Origin of the sequence: Nostoc flagelliforme FACHB-838 (genome assembly GCF_014698065.1) — a bacterium.
Taxonomy (GTDB): Bacteria; Cyanobacteriota; Cyanobacteriia; order Cyanobacteriales; family Nostocaceae; genus Nostoc; species Nostoc flagelliforme_B.
Window position 1 is genome coordinate 16,870 of record NZ_JACJSI010000074.1, and the last position, 15,361, is coordinate 32,230.

The following is a 15,361-nucleotide window of genomic DNA, read 5'->3' on the forward strand; positions in this document are numbered from 1 at the left end:
TTTACCTGATATCTTGGGGGCTTTAAATCCGGTCTTCCTCTTGTTAAGGGAGAGTTAAAGAGGATCGATTAAACACTTTTTAAACAATCTTTAATATTTTTACAGGAGGATGCAAGAGGCAGTTTTTTTACGAACCGCAAAAGCGCAGAGGACGCAGAGAGAAGGAAGAAAGGAAAAAATTGCTTAATCCTAACTTATTGTTTTGACCATTTCAAATGTTTGAATCTGCCGCTAAATTTTTGAGAATTTTATAAATGACTGTCAAGTAAGCAAAAGTAATAAAATTGAGTGAGTCTTTCTAACTATGAATATTGCCAATCATATCGAGCGTGGTGATCGATTATATCCTGAAAAGATTGCTCTGATCTTTGAAGATAAATTATTTACCTATAAGCAGCTTAATAACCTAGTAAATCGTGTTGCTAACGGGTTACATGGATTAGGAATTGAAAAAGGCGATCGCGTCATTTTGTTTTTGCCAAATATTCCAGAATTTATCATTTGTTATCTTGGTATTCTCAAAATTGGTGCGGTTGTCGTCTCAGTGAACGTCATGCTCAAGAGTAATGAAGTTAGCTACATTTTTAATGATTGTGCTGCTAAGGCAATAATTACTACAGAGTCACTTGTTGAAAATGTACCAGGGATAGATTTACCCGAGCTAGAACATATTTTGATTGCGGAAGGTAGCGCCATAAAGGGAGTTTCTTTAGCGAAAGTGATGGAAAGCGCTTCTCCCAATGGATACGCTATTGAAATAGATCGCCATGCTCCTGCTAGCATCGTCTATACATCAGGAACAACAGGTTTCTCTAAAGGAGCAACCCTTTCCCACGGCAACATAATTTCTAATATGTATTCCCAAAATCGTTGTTGTGGAATGCAACCAGATGATCGATTACTACTTTACTTACCCCTATTTCATTGTTTTGGTCAAAATGCTATTCTTAACGCAGCATTAAACGTCTGTGCTACAATTATCCTACAACGCCGATTTGATTTTGAACAAGTACTTCATGCCATCGCAACTCATCAAGTAACAATGTTCTTTGGTGTACCAACAGTATTCATTAATCTGTTAAATAGCGATTTATCTAGTTACAACCTCAATAGCGTGCGTTATTACTTTTCAGCAGCCGCACCGATGCCAATTGAAGTTGCACAAACTTGGCGAGATAAATATGGAAAAGTCATTAATGAAGGATATGGTTTAACTGAAACATCACCATGTGCATCTTATAATCACGATTTGAAATACAAACTCGGTTCCATTGGCGCTCCCATCGAAAATGTAGAAATGAAAGTTATTGACATTAAGGGTAATCAGGTCGAGGTTGGTGAATTGGGTCAAATAGTAATTAGAGGCCCTAATGTCATGCTTGGTTATTGGAATCGCCCATTTGAGACTGCTGAAGTAATTAAAGATGGTTGGTTCCATACTGGTGACATTGGTCGGGTAGATGAAGACGGTTTTTTCTACATTGTTGACCGTTTGAAAGACATGATTAATATGTCTGGATTTAAGATATATCCAACTGAAGTAGAAAATGTAATTTATCAACACTCATCTGTTGCCGAGGTAGCTGTATATGGTGTGAATGATGATTATAAAGGTGAGATAGTTCACGCAAACATTATCTTGAAAGAGGGTCACGTAATTAGCGAAGAACAAATTATCAAATTTTGCTCTGAAAGAATGGCAAAATACAAACTTCCTTGTAGCATTAGCTTTGTAGATTCTCTACCAAAAAACCCAACTGGTAAAGTCTTAAAACGAGTTTTACGTCAGCAATCAAGTTTTAAAAGGGTGTTATCAAATAAATCATAGCTTGGATAGAATCAAACAGGGAAAACTAGGTTGACTACACGAGTTTTTAACTTACCTGCAATCCAAGGATTTTTTCGCCCACAATGGGTGAGACTTTAAACCTTTAACTTATTGCGTAAAGAAAATCAACAAAGAGTAATCAAAATTGGCAATTATGAATACTAAATCTATCAACAAAAGAACTAATTCCTCTCAAGCTTTAGGAACGAAAACTAACCTCTCACCTAATCAAATTTCCTTTGATTCAACCGGATCTTCTATTTTCTCGCCTGCATCGCTGAATGAAAAATCCTCAGAGTCAGAATTAACTCAACCTACAGTTGCAGAGGCTTTAATTGAGATCCTAGAAAATTTGGGAGTTGAGTATGGATTCGGTGTTTCAGGAGGCGGTATCGGGCCATTATGGGCAATATTAAACCGTAGCAATATCGAATTGCTTCACTTTCGCCATGAATCAGGAGCGGCTTTTGCCGCGACTGAAGCTTATTTTGCCAGCGATCGCCCTGTCGTGGTATTCACTACTACAGGCCCTGGGATCACGAACGCTCTGACTGGGCTTTTCGCGGCCCGAGGAGAAGGAGCAAAGGTAATTTTCTTGTCAGCTGCAACCTCAACTGCAAATCGCGGTCGGGGAGCTTGTCAAGAAACTAGCGCCCACACAATGCCCTTCTCAGGAATTTTTACTTCCGGGCCACTATTCAATTACGCAACTATATTAGAGTCTGGGGATCAACTACCAGAAATTTCTCGCAGGCTTGCCCAAGGGTTAGCCCAACCAGGCAGTTTTGTAGCCCATATCAGCGTTCCCACCCCAATCCAGACGACACCATTAAAAGTCCAGTTACCTCAGCAAGGCTTTTCTCAATCTGTACCAACAGCTAGTGAAGAAGCGATCGCTGAATGTGTAAAGCTGTTATCTGAAGAATCCTTTGCCATCTGGGTTGGCTTTGGGGCGCGACACGCCGCAGAGGAAATCTGTCAGTTGGCACAAAAAACTGGGGCGGCGGTAATGACATCACCTCGTGCCAAAGGGATTTTTCCAGAACATCATCCCCAATTTATCGGTGTCACAGGCTTTAGCGGACATTTATCAGTCATGACATATATGCAGGAGCAACGACCGCAACGCATATTAGTGTTGGGAACGCGCCTTGGTGAACCTACCTCATTTTGGAGTCCGGCGATGATTCCAAGTAATGGATTCATTCATGTTGATATCGATCCGCAAGTTCCAGGAGTGGCTTATCCATCAGTAGATACTATTGCTGTCCACTCAGAAATCAAAGCATTCCTCAGAGCAATATTAAAACACTTACCAGATCGTCTTAATTGGTTTCCCAATTCCTCACTACCACGTCCTGAAATCTACACCAATTCTCCCCGCACCAATGGCTTAGTGCGACCCGAAGTACTTATGGATGCAATTCAACGGCTGATTATTGAAGGCAGCGATGCCTCAATTTTAGCTGAAGCGGGTAACTCTTTTGCTTGGGCAACTCACTTGTTGCGATTTAAGCAACCAGGTCGTTACCGAATTAGTACTGGTTTTGGCTCTATGGGTCATGCTACTACCGGAGTAGTTGGTACAGCATTAGGGCGAAAAGGTAAAGCCGTTGCTATTGTTGGCGACGGAGCAATGCTGATGAACAACGAAGTCAGCACGGCAGTGAGATTTGAGGTTCCATCTGTCTGGATTATCCTCAACGATGGACGCTACAATATGTGCGCCCAAGGAATGGCATTGCAAAGGTTAAGTGGTGAGGTTCCCATAGATACAGAGATACCAAGTACTGATTTTGCTGCGATCGCTAGAGCAATGGGAGCTAATGGCATCTGTGTTAATACTGAATCTGACTTAGAAAAAGCGCTACAAAAAGCACTTTTATCTACCGCTCCATTCATTGTTGATGTAAGAATTGACCCAACGCGACCCGCACCTATTGGAGGTCGCATTCAAAGTTTGATTAAGCAAGGAGCCATAGAAGCCAAAACTGTTATTGGTCATTAGTCATTGGTCACTTGTACTGAGCGACTCGTGCCGAGCGGAGCCGAGGTAAGCCGTACCACTTCGTGGAAGCAAGCTACGCGTAGCGTCTCGCAGAGAAGTATTGGTCATTAGTTTACCAATGACATTTCCTCACAGCTTTTTCTGAAAACGAATTTCATCGTGTAACACCAAAAACAAAATCAAAAGAATATTTGTCATGACAACATTAGAACCAGTAGGTATTCGTGCAGTCTCAGTTAACTTTCCTAGCATCATCCGCACAAACAATTACTACAGAGTTAATTTTCCCAAGATGGTTGCTGAGGCTGAACAAAAAACTCTAGCGAAACTATTTGTACCCGACCAGTCTCCAGCCACCAGTGATGACGATATCTGGTCACAAGAGGTAACACCGTATATGTCAGACCCCTTCCGTGGTACTGTCGAACGAAGGGTGCTAGCTCCCGATGAGACTTCACTTTCGCTAGAGTATCGCGCTGCTCTCGATGCCCTCGAAGCCGCAAAGCTATCTCCTGAAGACATCGATCTCATGCTCGTTACTTCACTATTTCCAGAGCAAATTACACCTGGTAATGCTGCTTTTCTCGCTGGAAAACTAGGACTACAAGATGCGGCGTGGAATATAGAATCAACTTGTACTTCAGCATTAGTTTCGCTTCAGACAGCCTGTTCTTTAGTGCAAACGGGACAGTATCACAATGTGTTAGTGGTCGTTTCAACTACATATTCGCGCTATACCGATGAAAATGATACTTTAGCCTTTTTATCAGGTGACGGTGCTGGAGCCTTTGTAGTTGGTAAACTGAAAGCAAACCAAGGTATTCTCGGTACTAAAATTGCCAATACTGCTGCTACCTGCGGTGCTTTCTATAATGAATTCACCACCGATGAACATGGCAACGTCAAAATGTTCATTCGAGGCGGCAAGGGTGCAAGTAAGATGTTTAACGAGACAACGGTAAAGTTTATTCGTCTATGTTGCCACGGTGCCATCGCTGATGCTGGACTCACCTTAGATCAAATCAACTTTTTTGTCTTTAATACACCCAGTGCTTGGTATTCACGAGTTTGCATCCGTGCTTTAGATATTGAGCCAGAGCGTACAATCAACATCAATCCTCTATATGCCAACATTGGGCCAACCTTTCCCGTTGCTAATCTCTACCACGCCGCCCACGCAGGTAAAATTCGTGAAAACGATCTAGTTCTCGTCTACACAATGGGTTCGTCATCTAATGCTGGTGGCTGTGTGATGCGCTGGGGCGATGTTGCGCTAGGACCTGCTCCTGCTCCTTCAGTCAGCTTGTCTCAACAAGAGGATAGAATTCTGATTCGTCACTAAGAATTCTTGAGAATTTGGAAGTGGTTAGGAAGCTGCTTTGAGTTTGGGCAATTGGGAATTGGGAACTTGTACTGAGCGCAGTCGTTGGCGCAGCTTCTCGCAGAGAAGTATTGGGAATGGGGAAGAAAGCCTTTTGAGTTGTATAGAGCTTTTTTAAACATTAAAGATGAGTTCTCTATCAGTCATTTTAGTTAAATCTAAAAATGTTAGGGAACGGAACCCAACATTCTCAAGACTTTGTTGAGTTTCGCTGTTGCGAAACTCAACTTACAGTCTCTAATCTTTAACCTTTTGCTACTAACCCTTAACCTTTAACCTTTTGCCTTTTGCCTCTTGCCTTTTAAGCAAATCCTATTCTGATAATCTGATTTAATTTATGAAACTATTAGCTTAGATAAAAATCTTAACAGGGAAGCAATGAATAAATGTATATTCAGTTTTTTCAGTCAATTAAATAGGAGTTTCATATCAATTTGAGGTTATACATAATCTTTGTATTATCATTTCTCTCATAATACAAAGATTATGCACATACACATGGTATTCTTATCCATAAAGCGATCGCGTGCTAAACGGTCAACTTCCCAGCATTCAAGTATAGCTATATTGCGAGATAACTAAAATGGCTTTTTTGAATAAATTCTTGATAGCTTCTGCTATCAGCGCTGCAACATTTCTAGTTTTAGAAACAGTTGCCACAAATCCAGCCCAAGCTGCTCTTTTTAAATTTACCTTCGAGAGTGAGGAAGCCAATGGTTACTTTATTTATGATGACTCAGCTACTAAGATAGAACCTCTCGGGACTGACTTTCCTCTTGCTGAGTATGATGGCTCAGTGGAACAATATTCTATTAATGCAGGGGGTATTGTAGCTGAGGGAACGAAGGGATCGCAACAAGATATACATGATGAAGCCAGAAATATTGTTTATCTTGGACGTGTAGGTAATTTGGGCTACGACGATACCGTTGATGACTTTATTCTTTACGTTCCTCCGGCTGCTCGTGGGGAGCAATATGGTTTGTCAATTCGCTTTAGTTACCCAGAGGGAACCTTTTCAGATTCTGTTGCCATCCGAACAAGCGTACCTGACACCGCTAGACTCAGAGTCTACCCATACTGGGATTTTCCTAATGCAACGGGAGACTATACATTTCAAGGAACTGTTAAAACAAAAATCGAAAAGGTTCCCGAACCTGCATCAGTGTCTGCATTACTAGGAATGAGTGCTTGGTTTATTTTCCGTCGTCAGCGTCGGCAATTATTATCTGCACAGGATTAATCATAGCGAACCGACTTAGTATATTTAAGCCTTTTTGTGTTAGGTTATTCAGTTTTGTGTCATGAAGCTATAAACTGGCAAAAAATTATTAACCCTAACAGTTTTCACAATGAAAGTTTTTGAGGTAGTCTCAAACTTGAAAAAATAATCATATATTTAAGAGGTCTTATGCTTCCAGAAAAGCTGAAACAAATTGACCAACAACTCATTGATTTACTAGGTAAAAGAATTGCAGTTTTGGCTGAGTCCCAATCTATATCTTTAGAAGAACAAATTACTAACTTTACATTTTCCCTAGTGCAGGCTGGTGTTCCAGAGTCAATCTGGAAAAACCTAGTTACAGGTTGTACCTCTGCTGCTAGTGCATTTTCGCCTCCAGCAAATACCAAACCACGACGGGTTACTCTAGTTGGCGGACGCGGTTTGATGGGGTATTTTTTCCAGCAGAAGTTATCAGCCGCCGGTCACTACATCAGTATTCTTGACCAAGGAGACTGGGAACAAGCAGAATCGCTACTAAAAAAAGCAGATTTAGTTTTAGTTTGTGTCCCTATTGAATATACAATAGATGTGATCCATAAACTTGCTAAATACCTCTCTCCAACTACTGCTTTAGCTGATATTGCTAGTATTAAAACTCCAATATTACAGACTATGCTTGAGCAGCATAGTGGGCCTGTAATGAGCTTACATCCAATGTTTGGCCCAGGTATAAAATCGTTCTTGTGCCAAAAAGTGGTAGTCTGTTCTGGTCGTAGAGATGATGCATTTCAATGGCTTTTGGATTTGATTGAACATGATGGTGGTAAACTGATTGTGTCTACACCAGAGGAGCACGATAAAATGATGATTGCTGTTCAAGCAATCCGTAATTTTACAACGTTTAGTCTTGGTGTTTTCCTAGCACAACAAAACATTGATATCCGTCGTAGCTTAGATTTTTCTAGCCCAATTTTTCGTCTAGAAATGGACATAATTGGCCGCTTATTCAGCCAGTCTGCTCGTCTGGTAGTAGATATTATGCTTGCCACAGCAGAGCGTCGAGAAGCTATTGGGCAATTAGCGATCACTTATAATCGGTTGGCGCAACTGGTTATTCAAAACGATCGAGATACTTTAATTCAGGAGTTCAAAGCAACCCATAGCTTTTTAGCAGAAGATATGCACTCTGCTGTAGAAGAGAGTACTCATGTGATTGACACCTTAAGTACACTCTTAGCAGCTAAAGATGTCGAACAAAAACAACTATGTTTTAGTAAACAAAGTGTGATCGCTAATCAACCTATAGCGCCACGAGCCGAGATTATTTCTCATGGGAGAACTATTGAACCCAAAGGGTAGGACCCCTAATTGTCTAATTAGTATGTAAGACAGGTAAGCTGAAAAAGGAATCTACCAGCAGCAAAAACAAGCGTGATAGTAAAGAAGCCACGTCATCGCCCACAACGGAGTTTTCCTAACGCTCAACGTATAATTGTGGAATGTGAGCTTACTGAATGTATCCATTGTGGAAATAATTTAGTTAAGCGTAGAGCTTGGCATATGCGTAAAACTGTTCAAACCATGAATGGAGCGGTGTTTGTAGCAGGTAAAAGCAAAGAATGTAAGAATCCAGTCTGTACGCACTTTAATCAACACTACTACGCAAGTGGCGTATTAAAGTATAGCTTGCCCAACAGTACTTATGGTTTAGACGTGCTGGCATTTATAGGTTGGCAACACGAAAATGAACATCAACAGTTAATTGAGATTCAGGAAAATTTAAATCGGCGTGGTATCGAAATTAATGGGCGGAATGTGGGCAAGCTATATCGTCAATTTCTAGCACTGTTGGGTGGAACGATTGCACATACGCACTCGAAATTAGCTGCCACAGTAGTTTAACATGGCGGTTTGATTTGGGCAATTGATGCTTTACAGCCCGAAGGTCACGGAAGTTTACTGTATGTATTGTACGAAGTATTAAGTGGTACACCAGTCAGCGCAATTCAATTGCAACAAGCACAAGAGCAACAGCTAATTGAATGGCTGCAACCATATCAGGAGTTACCGCTACATTGTGCTGGCAACCTTGTCAGATGGCGAAAAATCAATCATCGCGGCAATGAATTCAAGTTGGCCAGATGCACCACATCAACGTTGTCAATCTCACTTTCTCGGTAATTTGAGTGGATCTGTGCTGCCACTAGATACAAAGCTAAGACAACAATTAAAGGCAGAAATAGAAAGGATTGCCACAAATTCCAGAGAGATCAGAAAGACTTCGAGACCCAAGTCAGGAACAGCAGCAAGACAATACCCCCTTTTTTTAGGAATTCCCTATTTGTCACGAGACATAGAGTTAATCGCAATCGAATCCCAGATTCGGGCTGCGATCAGGGCGGCCGCATCATGTCAATAAGCATACTTTATTGAGAATAGATTTAAAATCAATGTCATTAAGTTTTGCTTATTGCGAAAGTTTTAGGCGATCGCTTTGGGGCTTAAAAAATAATCAAGCTCGAAATCCTGATTTTTTCGTTGGTTCTTAACCTTCGTTGTGATCAAGAGTAATTTAGATGCGTTTGCCCTGGGGGTAGGACGCATTTGCGCAGCGTCTCGTCAGAGAAGGATACAAAGAAATCAGAGTTTCAAAGAGTTCTTGCGTAAGCTCAATTCTTTGTAGACTCAATGCTAATTTTTACAACCACAATCAAAAATGTTAACTAGAAAGCAATTTTTAACGATGAGCGCAGGTTTAGGAGCCGGAGTTCTGCTCCCCGAACTACTTAAAGGAAAAAGAACCTATGCAGCCTCGCCCTCACTTTCAAAATTTACCGAGTCTCTGCCCATTTCCTACCCAATTTCACCGCCTAGTACCTTAGATATTGCGCCAGGTACACACTCGTTTCACAGCAGCTTAGGCTCTTCTACCACCTGGGGTTACGGCGGATTGTCTTATCTTGGCCCCACTTTCGAGGTAACAAGGGGAACGCCTGTTAGGATTCGGGCATTCAACAAACTTGGGACTCATCCATTAGCTGGGTCAGTGGATACGAACTTGCATGGTGTCAGTGCATCCGACATAACCAATCCCCGGACAGTTATCCACTTACACGGCAGCAATACCGAACCTGACAGCGACGGTTATCCAGAAGATACATATCTGCCTGGGCAGAGCAATGTGTACAACTACAATAACAATCAAGAAGCAGGAACACTCTGGTATCATGACCATTCCCTTGGCATGACCGCCTTGAACCTCCAAGCCGGGTTAGCTGGAATGTATCTGATTAGGGATGAGGACGATCCCATCGGTGGCAATGGCCCCCTTGGTATCCCTGCCGGAGCGCCTTATGAAATACCATTGGTGCTGCAAGATCATTCCTTCGATTCCAATGGTTCCATGTCTTTTCCAACGACATGGAAAACTGAAGTTTACGCTGATGTTGCTGTCGTCAACGGCAAGGCTTGGCCAAACCTCAATGTTGACCGAACTTTGTACCGCTTCCGCATCGTCAACGCCTCAAACTCCCGATTTTTCAGATTAAAGCTGTCGTCAAATCAGCAACTAATTCAAATTGGCAGTGACGGAGGTTTACTGAACGCTCCAGTATATTTGTCTAAACTACTGCTGGGGCCTGGTGAACGAGCAGACGTACTCATCGATTTTTCTCAAAGCTTACCAGGAGACAAGATTGTATTGCAAAATGATGCTGCTGCACCGTATCCCAAAGGTTTGGCTACGGTAATTGCTCAGGGTTTCTTTAAAATGCCAGAAGTTATGCAGTTTACAGTCAATCAGGGTGCTGCCGTTCCTAAAGCTATTCCCACAAGGCTGCGAGTAAACAATCCATTAATCACAAAAATTGCTACGAAACCAGTCAAAGAGCGCAACCTGGTTCTGATAGATATTTTGAACTCTAACTTTCAAGTATTAGCCATGATACTCAACGCTGTTTACTGGCATGAGGCAGCCAACCACCTAGAATTGAGAGAGCAACCACAAGTAGACACAGTAGAGCAATGGAACTTCATCAATCTTCAGCCATTTGCCCACACAATGCACCTGCATCTAGTACCATTTCAAATCCTCAACCGCCAATCAATCAATGATAGTGCGTACTCAGCAGCATACAGAGCAACTGGCCCGCGTAAAGTACTTATGCACCATGCAACGCCGGGAGATACAGTGCCTTATGGTTATCCACCACTCGATCCTACGCCCTATTTAAAAGGTTTAGCAAAACCACCAGCAGCAAACGAAGCTGGCTGGAAGGATACTGTGGTAGTCAACCCGTTTGAGGTTGTTCGTCTGATAGTTCCCTTCGGTGCTAAAGCCACAGCGAACTTACCTTTTGGCAATTCATTCACTGGACGCTTCGTGTGGCACTGCCACATGCTGAATCATGAGGATAACGACATGATGCTACCCTTTGACGTTCTACCGTAGCCTCGTATGTGTTGCGAAGGGAATTAAAAATTGGGGTTCTCCGGGAATAAGTGATCAAACGAACACGATATTAATAGTGGTTTGAAATAAAAGGGGAAATAGAATGAATTTTGATAAAAAACTCGCGGCTACTATCACTGGCACGGTCTGTTTTCTAACAGCTATGATGGCTCCTGTTTCGGCCGCCATATTTAATTTTTCCTACTCTGGTACAAGTGTACTTAATCTTACTGACATTGTTACAGCCAGTGGAACATTAACAACTAACCCTTATGATTCTGCTACAAATAGTTATGAAATTATAGATATAAGTGGGACAAGAAATGGTAGCCCAATAGAGTTTCTGTTACCTCCAGACTCATTTCCTGACAATGACAATCTCTTGTTCGCTGATGATTCTTCGGTATTGAGTGATTTTGGATTTTCTTACACTACAGGAGGACGGTCATATAATGTGGCTAAGACTTATGACTATGTTGAAACTGGATCTCAAGGTATCTATATAAGTTCTTCCATCAATATACCCGTTGATGCAGGTTATCCCCTCAGTTCTTTTTCTATAACATCTATACCTGAGCCTTCATTAATGTTGGGTATACTAAGTGTAACTGTTTTAGTAACTATCAACAGAATAAACGGTAGGTTCGCTTTTAAAAAACTCAATCATTCCAATAGAGGTGTTGCTGATTAAAAGGTTATTTGAAAAGTCTTTCACTGTAAATTTAAGTACTCCTAGAGTTGCGTTGGGAGCATCTCAACCTTTGCAAATATACCAATCATGCAATTAGAAATCGCGGCTACACAAACGAAGTCCGCCTACTCGGATTCTAAGAATTTGAAATCCACGGAGGTGGTTTTGTCTGTATAGCCGCAAATTACATTCGCTGGGCAAAACATATTTTTACACTCATTGAGAGATACGCGCAATATCGGTTTCAATCCCTAATAGGGATTTTGGTTAATTGCAATACTTGGCGTGCAGCAATTCTCATTTTGAAAAAAATAGAGTATTAACCCCGATTTTGGAGTTCAAAATATAGTACAAAGTAACTAGTTCTTAAGCCATTGCCTCTGGCTAAAAAAACAGATGGAGCCAAGAATAAGTATAAATACTTAATAAAATAGAGGAATTACCTGACAACGAACGGAGGAAATCCAGTTCATCGTTCGGTTTTAATTGAGGAATTCAAAGGAAATAAAAATTTATAATTCTTGTCAAATGATGTAAAGTCGGTGAGTTAAAATCCGACAGCGCGTCAAATTACTCAAACATGGCACACTTAGCAGCGACCCTAGAAATTCCTGAATTAATACAATTTTTACGGTCATCATTAAATGACTTACCTGATGAAAGAAAACCTGGAAATAATACAAAATATCAGGTAGAAGATGCAATGATGGCTGCATTCTCTATCTTTTTTACTCAGTCAGAATCTTTCTTAGACCATCAAAGATTAATGAAAAGTAATAAGGGAAAAGATAACGCAGGAAGTCTATTTTCAATTGAGAAAATCCCCTGTGACTGAGCGTAAAAGTTTTAATGCCCGTACTCGCTCCAACTCCCGTCAATCACGACGATTCGTAGCCCGTTGATAAAGGCTCCTATTGTTGCGCTATTTGCCATTGGTCGCACCAACTGATGAAACAATTGCGTCATCACCCCTGCTCCTAATCTTTGTCTGGCTTGGGTAATGGCTGATTTACATGGGATACGCCAATATTTGCCTACTTTGACCCATGCTTCCGAAAGACCATCAATGAGATTTTTTAGTACATCACGCATTGAATCTCTCGACCAGAGACTCATTGCTATTATCAGACAAACTACTAGTTGCGCTGGTAACGAGCGTGTGCGCTCCTCTTTAACTTTGATTTTTGCAATCGCCTGTTCGATTGAAGTTGCGGGGATAGCTGTCTCTATCGCCTTGAATATCTCAGTACTTCGTATCTTAGGAGACACCAACGATAATTCCTTGAGATGCACCTGACTGGATTTCCATTTTTGGAAACAATACCCAATTTACAACTATTTGAGCCTTAACTGAACCGTATTGGCTTTAGATGGCACAGAATATTTTTCATCCAAAAAAATTAATTGCTCTCATTGTAATTGTCGTAATCATCGAAATGGAACTACAACTTATTTTCATGGCTGTGTCACACCTATTATAGTTTCTCCTAATCAAAAACAAGTAATTATTTTAGAGCCAGAATTTATTAAAAAACAAGATAAATATCAAAAACAAGACTGTGAAAATGCGGCTATTAAAAGATGGTTAAATAAGAATAATCAAAATAAGTATGGTTGTCCTGTAACCCTTCTAGGGGATGACTTGTATTCTCGCCAACCTATTTGTACCTTGCTGCTAAAACAAGGTTATAACTTTATTTTTGTTTGTCTGAAAACGTCACACAAGACTTTATATGATTGGCTAGAATTCTTAGAAACAAGTGGAGAAGTTAGAACCATTGAAAAGAAACAATGGGATGGGCGAAAAAATCTAATTTATCGTTATCGTTATACTACTAAACTTCCATTAACAGATGAAGATTCAAGTCTCGAAGTTAATTGGTGTGAAGTGATTGTTATTAATGAGAAAACAGAGGGAATTATCTACCAAAATAATTGGATAGCTAATCATAAAATCACTGAAAATAATATTGAAGAAATTGTCAAAGCTGGGCGCAGTAGATGGAAAGTTGAAAATGAGGGGAATAACGTCCTTAAAAATCACGGTTATAATTTAGAGCATAACTTTGGTCATGGTGAAAATCATTTATGCGAGTTATTATTATCTTTGAATTTGCTAGCTTTTTTATTTCATACTGTTTTAGATTTAGTTAATTATAGTTATCAAAAAGTTCGGAAAATATTGGTAACTCGAACTACTTTTTTTAAAGATATTCGGACTTTGTTAAAATATTTATGGTTTAAAAATTGGTCGCATTTATTTTCATTTATTATTGCAGAACATGACCCATTAAAAAGAATAAATTCTAGTTGATAAATGTCAACAAATTAAAAGAGGAGAGAAAACTATTTATTAAAAAAACTAAAAAGTTGTTGAGAATTTCATCTGAATTTATCAGTTGAAATCGATTTTTCATGGACAAATTTTTTAAAACTTGTCTATCTCCAACTTGGGATGATAATTATTTGTCAAAAAATGATGCTTCGACACAAGTTCTCTATTTAACTAATAGAATTTTCTCTGATTTTTTTCAAAATGAGAATTGCTGAGCTCTGACTGATGGAATGGCACTAATACTAATTCGCACTCTTGCTAACGCCCCGCTCCGCTAACGCTTTTTCGCCCATTCGCAATTAATAAACCTAGATACAGCAGGACTTTCCTGATTTACATCTGTTGCCTCATTTTGGAGAATTGGTATAAGATTCATGTGAAACCTCTTTGCTGGCAGGGTTGCAGGTTCGTGTGTTTCAGACAATTGAATACCAGTACGTCAAGGAGTTCAACATCTTCTTAATTCCCCACACTAAGAAGGGTGTAGGGGGTAAGGTTGCAGCTGAGTGTGTTAGGAAAATTGAGTTTTAGTGTATCAAATAGAACAACATATTTTAATACTTCTCGGTTAAGGGGAAAAGGGGAAAAGGAAAAGGGAAAGAAAAAACTTTTAACCCAAACCCAGTACCCTTTACCCTAAACCCGATTCCGAGTTAAAAATGCAAAACTCGAGAAGTATTGCATCAGTACTTCCTTGACATCCAGTGTCAAGATTTAACTACTCAAATCGCTACTCCTCCCAATCCACCAGCACCCCATCAACACAAGCAATACCCCACTGCGGAAACTTCGCCAGCATCTTTTTAACAACAATCTGCTTTCGCGGGATCATCATTCCAACATGAGAGCAAAAAGTCAAACTCCGGATTCTGCCCCAAATTTCCCGCAACGCGTGAGTTTCTGCATACGCTCCGGTCGCACATTTGACAAAAGCAACAATCGCCTCATGTGACCATTTCTCAGCACTGGTAACAGGTGCGGTAAAACTTTCACCCTCATGAACTGTTTTGGCTTCTACACCCGAAACTGAATTTTCAACTAACAACAAAGTGGGATTACCCTGTTCTACAAGCTCTGGTGTTTGATTAGCAATCGCTTCCTTGGAAGAAAATTTATTTTGAGCGACAGGCGCGGCGGAACAAGTACCTCCATGACAGTCCCTCGCCTCAACACCACAGTCCTGCTTTTCAGCCAACAACGGAGCAGATTCACCCTGTACAGCATCCACAAGCGTTAGCGTCGTGCAGTCATTCGCCATAGGCGAGTCTTCCTCGTTCTCTGACACGCTTTCAACAGTCTGAGGCGAAGCGCCCCCCAAGGGCCAATACGGTTCAGTTAAGGCTCAAAGTCATGTAAATTAGGCATTGTTCCGAAGAATGGAAATTAAGTGTCGTGCATCTGAGGGATTTTTCATTGGTGTCTCCTGAGATACAAAATACTGAC

Annotated in this window: 10 protein-coding genes and 3 pseudogenes; 11 read left to right on the forward strand and 2 right to left on the reverse strand. The window is 40.7% G+C overall.

Features of this window, described 5'->3' with window-relative positions:
- Window positions 1-304: 304 nt before the first annotated feature.
- From H6G97_RS26155 to H6G97_RS26200, 10 genes and pseudogenes are all read left to right on the forward strand, one after another.
- Window positions 305-1,828 (forward strand): class I adenylate-forming enzyme family protein, encoded by a 1,524-nt coding sequence (locus H6G97_RS26155; protein WP_190943518.1) that lies wholly within the window; start codon window positions 305-307, stop codon window positions 1,826-1,828.
- Window positions 1,829-1,982: 154 nt separating this feature from the next.
- Window positions 1,983-3,836 (forward strand): ScyA-related TPP-binding enzyme, encoded by a 1,854-nt coding sequence (locus H6G97_RS26160; RefSeq protein WP_190943519.1) that lies wholly within the window; start codon window positions 1,983-1,985, stop codon window positions 3,834-3,836.
- Between the two features lie 196 nt (window positions 3,837-4,032).
- Entirely contained in the window at window positions 4,033-5,178 is a 1,146-nt protein-coding gene (locus H6G97_RS26165; RefSeq protein ID WP_190943520.1) for a 3-oxoacyl-ACP synthase III family protein, read from the forward strand.
- A gap of 622 nt (window positions 5,179-5,800) precedes the next feature.
- The gene (locus H6G97_RS26170; protein WP_190943521.1) at window positions 5,801-6,460 is read left to right on the forward strand and encodes a PEP-CTERM sorting domain-containing protein; all 660 of its coding nucleotides are present in this window, start codon (window positions 5,801-5,803) and stop codon (window positions 6,458-6,460) included.
- Window positions 6,461-6,628: 168 nt separating this feature from the next.
- Window positions 6,629-7,801 (forward strand): bifunctional chorismate mutase/prephenate dehydrogenase, encoded by a 1,173-nt coding sequence (tyrA, locus tag H6G97_RS26175; protein WP_190943522.1) that lies wholly within the window; start codon window positions 6,629-6,631, stop codon window positions 7,799-7,801.
- A gap of 72 nt (window positions 7,802-7,873) precedes the next feature.
- Window positions 7,874-8,344: a hypothetical protein gene (locus tag H6G97_RS26180; RefSeq protein WP_190943523.1), complete on the forward strand. Its 471-nt coding sequence runs from the start codon at window positions 7,874-7,876 to the stop codon at window positions 8,342-8,344.
- A 9-nt stretch (window positions 8,345-8,353) separates the two neighbouring features.
- Window positions 8,354-8,623: a hypothetical protein gene (locus tag H6G97_RS26185; protein WP_190943524.1), complete on the forward strand. Its 270-nt coding sequence runs from the start codon at window positions 8,354-8,356 to the stop codon at window positions 8,621-8,623.
- A 562-nt stretch (window positions 8,624-9,185) separates the two neighbouring features.
- Window positions 9,186-10,892, forward strand: coding sequence for a multicopper oxidase family protein (locus H6G97_RS26190; RefSeq protein WP_242055233.1), 1,707 nt, complete (start codon window positions 9,186-9,188; stop codon window positions 10,890-10,892).
- 103 nt (window positions 10,893-10,995) lie between these two features.
- Complete coding sequence (locus H6G97_RS26195; protein ID WP_190943526.1) at window positions 10,996-11,583, forward strand: hypothetical protein; 588 nt, start codon at window positions 10,996-10,998, stop codon at window positions 11,581-11,583.
- A 580-nt stretch (window positions 11,584-12,163) separates the two neighbouring features.
- Window positions 12,164-12,415, forward strand: a pseudogene (locus H6G97_RS26200) (ISNCY family transposase); the annotation flags it as partial.
- A 35-nt stretch (window positions 12,416-12,450) separates the two neighbouring features.
- Here H6G97_RS26200 and H6G97_RS52910 read toward each other — a convergent pair.
- Window positions 12,451-12,813: pseudogene (locus H6G97_RS52910) on the reverse strand (transposase domain-containing protein); the annotation flags it as partial.
- A gap of 127 nt (window positions 12,814-12,940) precedes the next feature.
- Between H6G97_RS52910 and H6G97_RS26210 the strand changes: the two are divergent.
- A pseudogene (locus H6G97_RS26210) lies at window positions 12,941-13,897 on the forward strand (ISNCY family transposase); the annotation flags it as partial.
- 751 nt (window positions 13,898-14,648) lie between these two features.
- Here H6G97_RS26210 and H6G97_RS26215 read toward each other — a convergent pair.
- On the reverse strand, window positions 14,649-15,176 hold the full coding sequence (locus H6G97_RS26215) for a hypothetical protein (protein ID WP_242055234.1): 528 nt from the start codon (window positions 15,174-15,176) through the stop codon (window positions 14,649-14,651).
- Window positions 15,177-15,361 lie beyond the last annotated feature (185 nt).